At 74.1% G+C, this 13,548-nt stretch carries 12 protein-coding genes; 1 reads left to right on the forward strand and 11 read right to left on the reverse strand.

All coding sequences use genetic code 11. The annotated features are described in order from the left end of the window. Positions 1-87 precede the first annotated feature (87 nt). The 3 genes from ACZ6CZ_RS17040 to pdxH form a co-directional block, all read right to left on the reverse strand. Positions 88-573 (reverse strand): GNAT family N-acetyltransferase, encoded by a 486-nt coding sequence (locus ACZ6CZ_RS17040; RefSeq protein ID WP_469021135.1) that lies wholly within the window; start codon positions 571-573, stop codon positions 88-90. After that, positions 570-965, reverse strand: a complete 396-nt coding sequence (locus ACZ6CZ_RS17045) for a RidA family protein (RefSeq protein ID WP_469021137.1) — start codon at positions 963-965, stop codon at positions 570-572. The genes ACZ6CZ_RS17040 and ACZ6CZ_RS17045 overlap by 4 nt, the downstream gene beginning before the upstream one ends. A 413-nt stretch (positions 966-1,378) precedes the next feature. Then, positions 1,379-2,053, reverse strand: coding sequence for a pyridoxamine 5'-phosphate oxidase (pdxH, locus tag ACZ6CZ_RS17050; protein WP_469021140.1), 675 nt, complete (start codon positions 2,051-2,053; stop codon positions 1,379-1,381). A 193-nt stretch (positions 2,054-2,246) separates the two neighbouring features. On the opposite strand from pdxH, the gene ACZ6CZ_RS17055 reads away from it, so the two are divergent. Then, positions 2,247-3,347, forward strand: a complete 1,101-nt coding sequence (locus ACZ6CZ_RS17055) for a citrate synthase 2 (protein ID WP_469021142.1) — start codon at positions 2,247-2,249, stop codon at positions 3,345-3,347. A gap of 74 nt (positions 3,348-3,421) precedes the next feature. Here ACZ6CZ_RS17055 and ACZ6CZ_RS17060 read toward each other — a convergent pair whose 3' ends face one another. The 8 genes from ACZ6CZ_RS17060 to ACZ6CZ_RS17095 form a co-directional block, all read right to left on the reverse strand. Continuing rightward, positions 3,422-4,027, reverse strand: coding sequence for a TetR/AcrR family transcriptional regulator (locus tag ACZ6CZ_RS17060; protein ID WP_469021144.1), 606 nt, complete (start codon positions 4,025-4,027; stop codon positions 3,422-3,424). Further along, on the reverse strand, positions 4,015-4,749 hold the full coding sequence (locus tag ACZ6CZ_RS17065; RefSeq protein WP_469021147.1) for an enoyl-CoA hydratase family protein: 735 nt from the start codon (positions 4,747-4,749) through the stop codon (positions 4,015-4,017). Before ACZ6CZ_RS17065 ends, ACZ6CZ_RS17060 begins: the two co-directional genes overlap by 13 nt. Next, on the reverse strand, positions 4,746-6,323 hold the full coding sequence (locus ACZ6CZ_RS17070; protein ID WP_469021148.1) for a 4-coumarate--CoA ligase family protein: 1,578 nt from the start codon (positions 6,321-6,323) through the stop codon (positions 4,746-4,748). The genes ACZ6CZ_RS17065 and ACZ6CZ_RS17070 overlap by 4 nt, the downstream gene beginning before the upstream one ends. Before the next feature lie 17 nt (positions 6,324-6,340). Continuing rightward, a complete protein-coding gene (locus tag ACZ6CZ_RS17075; protein WP_469021151.1) occupies positions 6,341-7,501 on the reverse strand; it encodes an acyl-CoA dehydrogenase family protein in 1,161 nt (386 codons plus the stop codon). A 91-nt stretch (positions 7,502-7,592) separates the two neighbouring features. After that, complete coding sequence (locus ACZ6CZ_RS17080) at positions 7,593-9,434, reverse strand: acetyl/propionyl/methylcrotonyl-CoA carboxylase subunit alpha (RefSeq protein WP_469021153.1); 1,842 nt, start codon at positions 9,432-9,434, stop codon at positions 7,593-7,595. A gap of 10 nt (positions 9,435-9,444) precedes the next feature. Continuing rightward, positions 9,445-11,085, reverse strand: coding sequence for an acyl-CoA carboxylase subunit beta (locus tag ACZ6CZ_RS17085; RefSeq protein WP_469021155.1), 1,641 nt, complete (start codon positions 11,083-11,085; stop codon positions 9,445-9,447). Next, positions 11,040-12,716 (reverse strand): acyclic terpene utilization AtuA family protein, encoded by a 1,677-nt coding sequence (locus ACZ6CZ_RS17090; protein ID WP_469021158.1) that lies wholly within the window; start codon positions 12,714-12,716, stop codon positions 11,040-11,042. Before ACZ6CZ_RS17090 ends, ACZ6CZ_RS17085 begins: the two co-directional genes overlap by 46 nt. Next, positions 12,713-13,507 (reverse strand): TIGR03084 family metal-binding protein, encoded by a 795-nt coding sequence (locus tag ACZ6CZ_RS17095; protein ID WP_469021161.1) that lies wholly within the window; start codon positions 13,505-13,507, stop codon positions 12,713-12,715. The genes ACZ6CZ_RS17090 and ACZ6CZ_RS17095 overlap by 4 nt, the downstream gene beginning before the upstream one ends. Positions 13,508-13,548: the final 41 nt, after the last annotated feature.

Below are 13,548 nucleotides of genomic sequence, written 5' to 3' on the forward strand. Positions count from 1 at the left end.
GCAAGATTGCCGGAATCGTTGTGCGCGCATCAGGACGCGCCCCCCGCGGCCGCCCGTCCGCCCCTCCCGCAACGGCTGCGTCCCACGTCAGTCGGCCGGTGCCGGGAGCGGGCCGAGGCGCAGGTCCACCCATTCGTCACGTTCCCCGTCCAGCACGTACCGGTCGGTCTCCACGAACCCGTGGCGCAGGGCGAACCGCAGCCCGTCCGCGTTCGCGGCCAGCACGCACGTCTCGACCACGGCGGCGCCCCGCACGCGCGCGTGGGCGAGCGCGTGCTCGTACAGCGCCGTGCCGAACCCGCGCCGCCGGTACGCGGGCAGCACGCGCGCGATGACCGTCGCCACCCGGTCCGCCCCGGTGGGCGGCCGGACGGTGGAGCAGCCGACGAGGACGTCACCGAGGTAGGCGTTGTCCAGCCGGTAGCGCGCGTGCCGGTCCCGGGCGTCGTCCGGGGACATCGCGGCCGGCGGCACCACCAGGTTGTGGACGTGCCGCCACTGTTCGAGCGCGTCCGCGCCGTCCACGGCGGCGAACAGCAGGCCGTCCGGTGCGGCGGGCGGGCCGGGGGTCACGCCGGCCGCCGGGCGGTGACTTCGATCTCTATCTTCATGCGCTCGTCCGCCAGCCCGCAGACCATCATCGTCGCGGCCGGCCGCACCGGGCCGAACACCCGGCGCAGCACCGGCCAGCACGGCTCGAAGTCGGCCCGGTCGGGCAGCAGGTAGCGCACCCGCACGACGTCCTGGAACCCGCAGCCGGCCTCCCGCAGGGCGGTGCCGATGTTCCACAGGCACTGTTCGGCCTGCTCGACGACGTCCTCGGAGATCGTCATGGTGGTGTAGTCGAACCCGGTGGTCCCCGAGACGTGCACCCGGTCCCCGTCCACCACGGCCCGCGCGTAGCCGATCTCCTCCTCGAACACCGAACCGCTGAGGATCACGTGCCGCCCGTCGCTGTCGCTCATGCCCGGACGCTAGCCGGGGGCGGGCGCGGACGGCCAGGAAAAAAACGCTTGAACAACCGCCGAGGCGTTTCTTAGGGTGTGGAGCACACGAGAAGGGAGGTGGTTCGGCAGATGTATCAGAACCGGACGCGTGAGGTGGCTGCGGGCTAGCGGCCCGTCACCACACCGAGTGCGGTGCCGGACCAGCACGTGACAGAGGCGTGCAGCCGGCCCAATCCCAGGCAGTCACCCGACCCGCGAACTCGCCGGTACGTCCGGCCGGCTCCCCGCCGACAGGCGGTGGAACCCGAGTTCGCGGGTCGTCTGCGTGTGCGCCCGCACCGGGCCGCCCACGCGACCCGGGCGGCCCGTGCGGCCGCCGCGGGCGTCAAGGGCGTCACTGGCCTCTGGGGCCTCAGGGGCCTCACGCTGCCTCACGGGCCGAGCCGCTCGATCCGCCAGGAGCCGTCGGGCCGCGCCACGTACCGCAGCCTGTCGTGCAGGCGGTTCTCCCGGCCCTGCCAGAACTCGACCGTCTCCGGGACGACGCGGAAACCGCCCCAGTGGGGCGGCACCGGGACGGGCTCGCCCTCGGGGTGGCGGGCGCGCAGGTCGGCGTAGTGGGCGTCGAGGGCGGCGCGGGAGGGGATCACCGCGGACTGTGTGCTGGCCCAGGCGCCGAGCTGGGAGCCGTGCGGCCGGGTACGGAAGTAGGCGGCGGTCTCGTCCCGGCCGGTGCGGCGGGCGACGCCGGTGACCACGACCTGGCGGGCGAGCGGGTGCCAGGGGAACAGCAGGGACACGTACGGGTTGGCGGCCAGGTCGCGGGCCTTGCGGGAGTCGTAGTTGGTGTAGAAGACGAAGCCGTCGGTGTCGTACTGCTTCATCAGGACCGTGCGCGAGCTGGGCCGGCCGGCCGCGTCGGCCGTGGAGACGACCATCGCGTTGGGTTCGTAGAGCGTGCCGTGGGCGGCCGCCAGCGCGGCCTGTTCGAACCAGCGCTCGAACTGGTCCATGGGGTGAGTGGCCAGGTCCTTCACGTCGAGGCCCTCGGCCCGGTACTGCTTGCGCATGGCGGCGGGGTCCAGGAGCGGGTCACGGTCGGTCACCCGGTCATCTTGCCGCACCGGGCGCGCGGGCGCGGGGTGGCACTGAGTGTCGCTGGGGCTCCCCAATCGTGGCACTCGGGGATATCGTGCTGGTTCCGTCCGCATGGCCTGTCCGTTTCTTCCGCCGCACGGGGCCGCCGGCCGATCGGGGCATCGCCGGTGCGACCGTCACCACACCACTAGGAGCCGCCTGATGTCCGATTTCGTACCCGGACTCGAAGGGGTCGTCGCGTTCGAGACGGAGATCGCCGAGCCGGACAAGGAGGGCGGTGCCCTGCGCTACCGGGGCGTCGACATCGAAGAGCTGGTCGGGCACGTCTCCTTCGGGAACGTGTGGGGGCTGCTCGTCGACGGCGCGTTCGATCCGGGGCTGCCGCCCGCCGAGCCGTTCCCGATCCCGGTGCACTCCGGTGACATCCGCGTCGACGTGCAGTCGGCGCTCGCCATGCTGGCCCCGGTGTGGGGTCTGAAACCGCTGCTCGACATCGACGCCGACCGGGCCCGTGACGACCTCGCGCGCGCGGCCGTGATGGCGCTCTCCTACGTCGCCCAGTCCGCGCGCGGACAGGGGCGGCCGATGGTGCCGCAGCGGGAGATCGACAAGGCGCAGTCGGTCGTCGAGCGGTTCATGATCCGCTGGCGGGGCGAGCCGGACCCCCGGCACGTCGCGGCCGTCGACGCCTACTGGACCTCCGCCGCCGAGCACGGCATGAACGCCTCCACCTTCACCGCCCGGGTCATCGCCTCCACCGGCGCGGACGTGGCCGCCGCGCTCTCCGGTGCCGTCGGCGCCATGTCCGGGCCGCTGCACGGCGGCGCCCCTTCGCGCGTACTGCACATGATCGAGGAGATCGAGCGCACGGGCGACGCGGTCGGGTACGTCAAGCGGGCCCTGGACCGGGGTGAGCGGTTGATGGGCTTCGGCCACCGCGTCTACCGCGCCGAGGACCCCCGCGCGCGCGTGCTGCGCCGTACCGCCCGTGAGCTGGGCGCGCCGCGCTTCGAGATCGCCGAGGCGCTGGAGAAGGCGGCGCTGGAGGAACTGCACAACCGCCGTCCGGACCGGGTGCTGGCGACCAACGTGGAGTTCTGGGCGGCCATCATGCTGGACTTCGCCGAGGTCCCGGCGCACATGTTCACGTCGATGTTCACCTGCGCCCGGACGGCGGGCTGGTCGGCGCACATCCTGGAGCAGAAGCGGACGGGACGGCTGGTGCGCCCCTCCGCCCGGTACGTGGGCCCGGGCCCGCGCAGCCCCCAGGACCTCGAGGGGTACGCGGACATCGCCCACTGAGCGGCGCGACGCGGCCGGGGGCAGCAGCAACGCGGGAGGCCGCGGGAGCGGAGGGCGGCAGCGGGGCGGGGCGCTCAGCCCAGCGCCTCGTCCAGCAGGGCCGCCCACTGCGCCACCACCCGCCGGCGCCGCCCGGCGTCGTCGGTGAGCAGGTTGGCGAGCCCCAGGCCGCGGGCCATGTCGAGCAGGCCCTGCACGCTCTCGCGCACGCCGGGGCGGGACTCGTCGGCGCCGAGCAGCTCGACGGCGATGCGGTGGGTCTCGCGGCCGACGCGGGCCTCCAGCTCGGTCACGCGCGGGCGCAGCTGCTCCTCGTCGGAGGCGGCCACCCACAGCTGGAGGGCGGCCCGGAAGAGGGGGCCGGTGTAGAGGTCGACGAGGGCGGCGACGACGGCCCGGCGGTCGGCGGCGCCGTCGGGGAAGAGGGCGCGCAGGGCCGTGGAGCGTTCCTCGGCGACGTACTCGACGGCGGCCGTGAAGAGGTCCTCGCGGGTACGGAAGTGGTGCTGGGCGGCGCCCCGGGAGACGCCGGCGCGTTCGGCGACGACGGCGACCGTGGAGCCCGCCCAGCCCCGTTCGGCGAGGCAGGCCACGGCGGCCGCCAGGAGCCGCTGCCGGGTGGCCCGGCTGCGGTCCTGCTTGGGCACACGCGTGTGTTCGTCCGTGGTCACACCACCCACGCCGCATCCCGTCGTTCGAGGAAGGCCGTCATCCCCTCCCGGGCCTCGGTGGAGGAGAACAGCCGGGCCGAGAGCGCCGTCAGGTCCCCCGCGTCCCGGTCGAATGTCTCCAGCACCCTAGCCGTGAGCAGCCGTTTCGTCTCGGCCAGGCCTTGCGGGGAGGAGCGGCGCAGGCCGTCGAGGACGGGGGCGAGGGCGGTGTCGACGTCGTCGGCGGTGAGGGTGAGCAGGCCCGCGCGGACGGCTTCGGCGGCGTCGAAGCGTTCGCCGGTGAGGCAGTAGCGGGCGACGGCGCGCGGGTCGGCGCGCGGCAGCACCGGCAGGGAGATCACCGCGGGTGCCACCCCGATGCGTACCTCGGTGAAGGCGAAGGTCGCGGCCGGGGACGCGGCCGCGATGTCGCAGGCGGCGAGCAGGCCGAGGCCGCCGGCCCGGACGTGTCCGGTGATCCGGGCGACGACGGGTTTGGGCAGCGCCACGATCTGCCGCAGCAGGGCGGTCAGCGCGTCCGGGTCGGGCGGGTCGCGCAGGTCGGCACCGGCGCAGAAGGTGCCGCCGGTGTGGGTCAGGACGACGGCCCGCACCCCGGTGTCCCCGGCGCAGTCGGTGAGCGCGTCGGCGAGGGCGCCGACGAGGGCCGCGGACAGGGCGTTGCGGCTGCCGACGGCGTCCAGGCTGAGCGTCTCCACGCCCCGCGCCCGGGTGCGTCCGACCGCTGTCACGAGGTCTCCCGGGGTTCGCGCAGCTGCCGGCGCAGGATCTTGCCGGAGGCGGCGCGGGGGACGCTGTCGGTGAAGGTGACCCGGCGCACCCGTTTGTAGGGGGCGACGCGTTCCGCGACGTGCATCATGACCTCGCTCTCGGACAGGCCGGGTGCGCCGGGCCGGCGGACCACGTACGCGTGCGGGATCTCGTTGCCGTCGTCGTCGCGGGCACCGACGACGGCCGCGTCCGCTATGCCCGGGTGGGTCAGCAGCAGCGCCTCCAGTTCGGCCGGGGCCACCTGGAAGCCCTTGTACTTGATGAGTTCCTTCACCCGGTCGACGACGAACAGCCAGCCGTCCGCGTCGACGTGCCCGACGTCCCCGGTGTGCAGCCAGCCGTCGGTGTCGATCATGGCGGCGGTGGCGTCGGGGCGGCCGAGGTAGCCCTTCATCACCTGCGGTCCGCGGATGAGGATCTCCCCGGGCTCGCCGGTGCCGAGGTCCTTGCCGGGGTCGTCGAGGGAGACGATCCGCATCTCGGTGCCGGCGATGAGCCTGCCGACCGTGCCGGGCGGCGCCGCGTGCATGGCGGCCAGGGGGACGACGTGGGTGCCCGGGGACAGTTCCGTCATGCCGTAGGCCTGGCCGACCGGGGGCAGGCCCAGGCGCCGGGAGCAGGCGGCGGCGAGCTCGGCGTCCAGCGGGGCGGCGGCGCTCATGACGTATCGCAGCGAGGACAGGTCGTAGCGGGCGACGGACGGGTGCTTGACGAGGGCCAGGACGATCGGCGGGGCGACGTACAGGCCGGTGATGCGGTGGGTCTGGATGGCCGCGAGGAACGTCTCCAGGTCGAAGCGGGGCAGGACGACCACCGTGGCGCCCCGGCTCAGGGGCGCGTTCATCAGCGCGGTCAGGCCGTAGATGTGGAAGAAGGGCAGCACGGCGAGGATGCGGTCGCCGGGGCCGGCCGAGACGGCGGGTTCCAGCTGGGCGAGGTTGGTGGCGATCTGCCGGTGGGTGAGCATCACGCCCTTGGGGACACCGGTGGTGCCGGAGGAGTACGGCAGCGCCGCGACGTCCTCGGCCGGGTCGATCGCGACCCGGGGTTCCGGCGCCGCGCAGGCCAGCAGGTCGATCAGGGAGCGGTGGCCGGGCGCGCCGTCGCAGACCAGGATCTCGCGCACGCCGCCCGCCAGTGCGGCGGCCCGGCGGGCGGACTCCAGCAGCGGCGAGACGGTGACGATCCAGCGGGCGCCGCAGTCCCGCAGCTGCTTGGCGAACTCCTCGGGCGTGGCGAGCGGGTGCACGGTGGTGACGCAGGCACCCGCGCGCGTGGCCGCGTAGAAGGCGACCGGGAAGACGACGGTGTTCGGGCTGTGCAGGGCGAGCACGTCGCCCTTGCGCAGGCCCGCCTCGGCGAACGCGGCGGCCAGCCGCCGGTGGAACCGGTCCACCTGCGCGTACGTGAGGGTGGTGCCGTCCGTGCCGTCGACGAGGGCCGGCCGCTCGCCGAACTCGGCGGCCCGGCCCAGGACGGCCTCGTGGATGGGGAGTTCTACGGGCAGGACGTCTGCGTACGTGCTGCGGAACACGGTTCCTCCAAGACGGCCTAGTACGACTTGGGCAGGCCCAGGGTCTGGTGGGAGACGTAGTTGAGGATCATCTCCCGGCTCACCGGTGCGATACGGGCCACGCGCGCGGCCGTGATCAGCGAGGCGAGCCCGAACTCGCGGGTGAGGCCGTTGCCGCCGAGGGTGTGCACGGCCTGGTCGACGGCTCTCACACAGGCCTCCCCGGCCGCGTACTTCGCCATGTTGGCGGCCTCGCCCGCCCCGGTGTCGTCCCCGGCGTCGTAGAGGTGGGCGGCCTTCTGCATCATCAGCCGGGCCAGTTCCAGGTCGATGTGCGCCTGCGCGAGGGGGTGGGCGATGGCCTGGTGGGCGCCGATGGGGGTCTGCCAGACGGTGCGGTCGCGGGCGTACTCGATCGCCCGGGCCAGGGCGTAGCGGCCCATGCCGATGGCGAACGCGGCCGTCATGATCCGCTCCGGGTTGAGCCCCGCGAACAGCTGGAGCAGGCCCGCGTCCTCCTCCCCCACCAGCGCCTCGGCGGGCAGCCGCACATCGTCCAGGACCAGCTCGAACTGCTTCTCCGCGGCCTTGAGTTCCATGTCGATGGGGTGCCGCCGGAAGCCCTCGGTGTCCGTCGGGACGATGAACAGGCAGGGCTTGAGGCGGCCGGTGCGGGCGTCCTCGGTGCGGCCGACGATCAGGACGGCGTCGGCCATGTCGACGCCGGAGATGAAGACCTTGCGGCCGGTCAGGAGCCAGTCGGTGCCGTCCCGGCGGGCCGTGGTGGTGATGCGGTGGGAGTTGGATCCCGCGTCGGGTTCGGTGATGCCGAAGGCCATGAGCCGGGTGCCGTCGGCGAGCCCGGGCAGCCAGGCCCGCCGCTGCTCCGGTGTGCCGAAGCGGGCGATGACGGTGCCGCAGATGGCGGGTGAGACGACGAGCATGAGCAGCGGGGAGCCCGCCGCGCCCAGTTCCTCCAGCACGATGGACAGCTCCGCTATGCCGCCGCCTCCGCCGCCGTGGCTCTCGGGCAGGTTGACGCCGAGGTAGCCCAGCTTGCCCGCCTCGGCCCACAGTTCGGTGGGGGGTTTTCCCTCGGCGACGGTGCGGGCGATGTAGGCGCGGCCGTAGCGCTTGCCGAGGGCGGCCACCGCGGTTCGCAGGGCCCGGTGCTCTTCGGTTTCGACGAGAGTGCTCATGCGGCTCCTTGGCGTGCGGATGGTGGGTGGCCGGTGCGGATGGTGGGTGGCCGGTCGCGCGGGTCGCCCGCGCCCCGGGGCCGGACAGGCTTCAGCTGGGCCGCACCACCGCCAGGACCGTGCCGGGCTCGACCTGCTGCCCGGACCTGGCGTGCAGTGCGCTGAGCGTTCCGGCTGCCGGCGCCGAGATCTGGTGCTGCATCTTCATCGCCTCCAGCCAGATGAGTCCCTGGCCGGCCTGGACCGTCGCCCCTTCCGCGAGGCCCTCGGCGACGCGGACCACCGTGCCCGGCATCGGGGCCAGCAGGGAGCCGGGTGCGTGGCGGGTGGCGGGGGCGGGGAAGCGGGGCAGGGCGGTGAGGGTGGTGGCGTTGACGTGGACCTGGTCGCCGTAGCGCTCGACGGCGTACGTCCGCTCGACCCCGTCCACCTCGAGCACGACCGTGTGCGCGTCGGCGCGCACCACCCGGACGCCGTCGGCGGCCAGACCCTGCCGGGTGTGCCGGTAGCGGACCTCGTGCTCCTCGCCGGCCATCGCGTACCGCTTGACCTGCGGCTGGGAAGGAACGTTGCGCCAGCCGCCGAAGCGGGAGCGGCCGTGGGCGTCGGCGAGGGCGGCGGCCAGCGGGGCGTACGGGTCGGCGGCCGGTACGGTCAGCGCGCCGAGGTGGCGGTCGTAGAAGCCGGTGTCCATGCGGCCGGCCGTGAACTCCGGGTGGCGCAGGGAGCGTACGAGGAGGTCGCGGTTGGTGACCGGGCCGTGGATCACGGCCTTCTCCAGGGCTCCCGCCAGTTTCCGCACCGCCTCCGCGCGCGTGTGGGCGTGCGCGACGACCTTGGCGAGCAGCGGGTCGTAGTGGACGCCGATGGGGTCGCCGTCGGTGTAGCCGGTGTCCAGGCGGACACCGGCCGGTACGGCGAGGCGGTGCAGGGTGCCGGTCTGCGGGGCCCAGTCGCGCGCGGGGTCCTCCGCGTACAGGCGGGCCTCGATGGCGTGCCCCCGCGCGCGGGGCGGGTCGGCGGGCAGGGCGTGGCCCTCGGCGACGCGGATCTGCTCGGCGACCAGGTCGAGGCCGAACACCGCTTCCGTCACCGGGTGCTCGACCTGGAGGCGGGTGTTCATCTCCAGGAAGTGCGCGCGGCCGTCGGCGACGAGGAACTCGACGGTGCCGGCGCCGACGTAGCTGACGGCCCGGGCGGCGCGGATGGCCAGCGTGCGCAGCTCCTCGGCGAGCCGGTCGGGGAGTCCGGGCGCCGGGGCCTCCTCGACGACCTTCTGGTGGCGGCGCTGGAGCGAGCAGTCGCGGGTGCCCAGCGGCCACACCGTGCCGTGGGTGTCGGCGAGGATCTGCACCTCCACATGGCGGCCGTGCTCGATGTACGGCTCCACGAAGACCTCGCCGTCACCGAAGGCGCTCGCCGCCTCGGCACGTGCGCCCTCCAGCGCGCTCTCCAGCTCCGCCGCCCGGCGCACGACGCGCATGCCGCGCCCGCCGCCGCCCGCCGCGGCCTTCACCAGCACGGGCAGGTCGGCCTCGGTGACCTCCGTGAGGGGTGCGATGCCCATCAGCTCCTTGGCGCGCGTCTTGGACGCCATCGCCTCGATCGCCTCCGGTGGCGGCCCGATCCAGACCAGCCCCGCGTCCAGGACCGCGCGGGCGAACCAGGGGTTCTCGGAGAGGAAGCCGTACCCGGGGTGCACGGCGTCCGCGCCCGCCGCCACGGCCGCCCGCACGATCAGGTCGCCGCGCAGGTACGTCTGCGCGGGCGTCGCCCCCGGCAGCCGTACCGACGTGTCCGCCACGCGCGTGTGCAGGGCGGCGGCGTCGGCGTCCGAGTGCACCGCGACGGTGCGGATGCCCAGGTCACCGCAGGTACGCATGATCCGGCAGGCGATCTCGCCCCGGTTGGCGACGAGCACAGAAGTGATCACTGGTGGTCCCTCACATCCGGAAGACGCCGAAGCCGCCGCGGGCGCCCTCGTAGGGGGCGGTGTGCACGGCCGACAGGCACAGGCCGAGGACGGTGCGGGTGTCGCGGGGGTCGATGACGCCGTCGTCGTAGAGCCGCCCGGACAGGAACGCCGGCAGCGACTCGGCCTCGATCTGCTGCTCGACCATGGCGCGCAGGGCGGCGTCGCCGTCCTCGTCGTAGGGCCTGCCCTTGGCGGCGGCCGACTGCCGGGCGACGATGGAGAGCACCCCGGCGAGCTGCTGGGGGCCCATGACGGCCGACTTGGCGCTCGGCCAGGCGAACAGGAAGCGCGGGTCGTAGGCGCGGCCGCACATGCCGTAGTGCCCGGCGCCGTAGGAGGCGCCCATCAGGACGGACAGGTGCGGGACCCGGCTGTTGGCGACCGCGTTGATCATCATGGCGCCGTGCTTGATGATGCCGCCCTGCTCGTACTCCTTGCCGACCATGTAGCCGGTGGTGTTGTGCAGGAACAGCAGCGGGATGTCGCGCTGGTTGGCGAGCTGGATGAACTGGGCCGCCTTCTGCGACTCCTCGCTGAACAGCACGCCCCGGGCGTTGGCGAGGATGCCGATGGGATAGCCGTGCAGGCTCGCCCACCCGGTGGTCAGGCTCGTCCCGTACAGCGGCTTGAACTCGTCGAAGTCGGAGGCGTCGACGAGCCGGGCGACGACCTCGCGCGGGTCGAAGGGCGTCCTGAGGTCCCCGGGGACGATGCCGAGCAGGTCCTCCTCGTCGTACTTCGGGGGCGCCGCCGGGCCCGGGTCGCCGTACGCCTTGCGGTGGTTGAGGCGGGCCACGACGCGCCGCGCCTGGCGCAGGGCGTCGCGTTCGTCCACGGCGAAGTGGTCGGCGAGGCCCGACACGCGCGCGTGCATCTCGGCGCCGCCCAGCGACTCGTCGTCGCTCTCCTCGCCGGTGGCCATCTTCACCAGCGGCGGTCCGCCGAGGAAGACCTTGGCCCGCTCCTTGACCATGATCACGTGGTCGGACATGCCGGGGACGTAGGCGCCGCCCGCGGTGGAGTTGCCGAAGACGACGGCGACGGTCGGGATGCCGGCGGCGGACAGCCGGGTCAGGTCGCGGAAGACGGCGCCGCCCGGGATGAAGATCTCCTTCTGGGAGGGGAGATCGGCGCCGCCGGACTCCACCAGGCTGATGCAGGGCAGCCGGTTGGCGAGGGCGATGTCGTTGGCGCGCAGTGCCTTCTTCAGGCTCCAGGGGTTGCTGGCGCCGCCGCGCACGGTCGGGTCGTTGGCGGTGATCAGGCACTCCACGCCCGCGACGACCCCGATGCCGGTGACGAGCGAGGCGCCCACCGTGTACTCGCTGCCCCAGCCGGCCAGCGGCGACAGCTCCAGGAAGGGGGTGTCCGGGTCGAGGAGCAGCTCGACGCGTTCGCGGGCGAGCAGCTTGCCGCGCGCGCGGTGCCGCTCGACGTACTTCTCGCCGCCGCCCGCGAGGGCCTTGGCGTGCTCGGCGTCGAGGTCGGCGAGTTTCGCGAGCATGGCCTCGCGGTTGGCCCGGTGATCCGGACCGGCCGTGTCCAGCTGGGAGTCGATCACGGTCACAGCAGGGCCTCCGGGACGTCCAGGTGGCGGGAGCGCAGCCATTCGCCGAGGGCCTTGGCCTGCGGGTCGAAACGGTGCTGTGCGGCGACGCCCGCGCCGAGGATGCCCTCGACGACGAAGTTCAGGGCGCGCAGCCGCGGCAGGACGTGCCGGGTGACGGGCAGTCCGCGGCTCTCCGGGATCAGCTCCCGGAAACGGTCGACGGTCAGGGTGTGCGCCAGCCACCGCCAGGCGTCGTCGGTGCGGGCCCACACCCCGGTGTTGGCGTTGCCGCCCTTGTCGCCGCTGCGGGCCCCGGCGACCAGACCGAGGGGCGCGCGCCGGGTGGGACCGGGAGGCAGGGGCGCCGGCAGCGGCGGACCCGGTACGGCTTCCAGCGCCTGGGTGTCCTGGGGCGCGGGCACGGGGACGCGGCGGCCGTCATGGAGGACGGCCACATGGGAGACGGCACCATGGGGCACGGCCATGTCCTCGAAGACCCCATAGGGTGCGCCTTTCCCCGGTGGGGCCAGCACATGGAAGCCGGGGTAGCTGGCCAGGGCCAGCTCGATGGCGGCTCCGCTGAGCGCACGCCCGACGGCCTTCTGGTCCGGGTCCCGGACCACCAGCCGCAGCAGCGCGCTGGCCGCCTCCTCGGTGCCGGCGTCGGGGCGGTCGGTGCGCACCAGGTCCCACCGCACTTCGGCGGGCGGTGCCGCGGCGAGCGTGTCCGCCAGCTGCGCGCGCACCAGCTCCGCCTTGGCCTCGATGTCGAGCCCGGTGAGGACGAAGACGACCTCGTTGCGGAAGCCGCCGAGCCGGTTGACGCCGACCTTCAGCGTGGGCGGCGGCGCCTCCCCCCGCACCCCCTCGATCCGCACCCGGTCCGGCCCGTCCTGGCTCAGCCGTACGGAGTCCAGCCGGGCGGTCACGTCGGGGCCGGGGTAGCGGGCGCCGCCGGTCTCGTACAGCAGCTGCGCGGTGACCGTGCCGACGTCGACCAGCCCGCCGGTGCCGGGGTGCTTGGTGACGACGCTGCTGCCGTCGGCGTGGATCTCGGCCAGCGGGAACCCGGGGCGGCGCACGTCGGCCTCCCGGAAGAAGGCGTAGTTGCCGCCGGTGGCCTGGGTGCCGCACTCCAGCACGTGCCCGGCGACGACGGCGCCCGCGAGGCGGTCGTGATCCCCCGGCCGCCAGCCGAAGTGGGCGGCGGCCGGCCCGGTGACCAGGGCCGCGTCCGTCACCCGCCCGGTGACGACGATGTCGGCGCCGGCCCGCAGGCACTCCGCGATGCCGAAGCCGCCCAGGTAGGCGTGGGCGGCGAGGGCTCCGGGATGCGCGGCGGTGAGGTCGTCGCCCTCGACGTGGGCGACCGTGACCGGGATGCCGAGCCGCCGCGCCGACTGCCGTATCGCGCCGGCGAGTCCGGCCGGGTTCAGGCCGCCCGCGTTGGTCACGATCCGTACCCCGCGCTCCCGGGCGAGGCCGAGACAGTCCTCCAGCTGCCGCAGGAAGGTGCGGGCGTACCCGGCCTCCGGGTCCTTCAGCCGGTCCCGACCGAGGATCAGCATGGTCAGCTCGGCGAGGTAGTCACCGGTGAGGACGTCCACCTCGCCGCCGGTGAGCATCTCGCGCAGGGCGTCGGAGCGGTCACCGTAGAAACCGGAGAAGTTGCCGACGCGCAGCGGCTTCACCGCCCGGGTTCCCGCGCCGGGCGCCCGGTGCCGGGCGGCCCCGCGAAGGCCTGGGCGATGTCCAGCCAGCGGTCGGCGTCGGGGCCCTCGGCGCGTACGGCGAGGTCGGCGCGGTGGGCGCGCTGGGTGACCAGGAGGCAGAAGTCGAGGGCGGGGCCGGTGACGCGCTGGGCGGCGTCCTGCGGACCGAAGGCCCACACCGCGCCCGACGGGGCGGTGACCTCGATGCGGAACTCCTCCTGGGGTGCGGGAACGCCATGCACCACGAAGGCGAAGTCCCGCGCCCGCACACCGATGCGCACCACATGCCGGAGCCGGTCGGTGGGGGTGCGGACCACACCCAGGGCGTCCGCCACGTCCTGGCCGTGGGCCCAGGTCTCCATCAGCCGCCCGGTCGCCACGGAGGCGGCCGACATGGGCGGTCCGAACCACGGGAACCGCGCACCCTGTGGTGCCGCCCGCAACGCCGCGTCCAGCGCGCCGCGTCCCTCGCGCCAGCGTGCGAGCAGCTCGGCCGGCGGCAGCGCGGCGCCCTCGTCGGCGGCCGTGTCGACGAACGAGTCGGGTGCCGTGAGCGCCTTCTCGGCGACCTCCCGGAAACCGGCTTCGTCCGTCAGGGCGAGCAGTGCGCCCCGGTCGGTCCAGTGCAGGTGGGCGATCTGATGGGCGATGCTCCAGCGCGGCGCGGGGGTGCTGAGCGCCCACCGCTCGTCGCTCAACTCGGCCACCAGGCGGTCGAGTTGTTCGCTTTCCTCACGCAGATCGTCGAAGACGGGCGTCGGATCGGACATGCGGCGAGCATGGCAGCGGCCCGGGAAACAATCAAGCGTGC

Source organism: Streptomyces sp. NPDC041135 (assembly GCF_055592085.1).

What these genes read in the sequence shown, in the direction of transcription:
- ACZ6CZ_RS17055 (WP_469021142.1), top strand. Translation starts at nt 2,247, where the DNA reads ATGTCCGATTTCGTACCCGGACTCGAAGGGGTCGTCGCGTTCGAGACG.
- ACZ6CZ_RS17045 (WP_469021137.1), bottom strand. Translation starts at nt 965, where the DNA reads ATGAGCGACAGCGACGGGCGGCACGTGATCCTCAGCGGTTCGGTGTTC.
- ACZ6CZ_RS17095 (WP_469021161.1), bottom strand. Translation starts at nt 13,507, where the DNA reads ATGTCCGATCCGACGCCCGTCTTCGACGATCTGCGTGAGGAAAGCGAA.
- ACZ6CZ_RS17085 (WP_469021155.1), bottom strand. Translation starts at nt 11,085, where the DNA reads ATGGCTGCGCTCCCGCCACCTGGACGTCCCGGAGGCCCTGCTGTGACC.
- ACZ6CZ_RS17075 (WP_469021151.1), bottom strand. Translation starts at nt 7,501, where the DNA reads ATGAGCACTCTCGTCGAAACCGAAGAGCACCGGGCCCTGCGAACCGCG.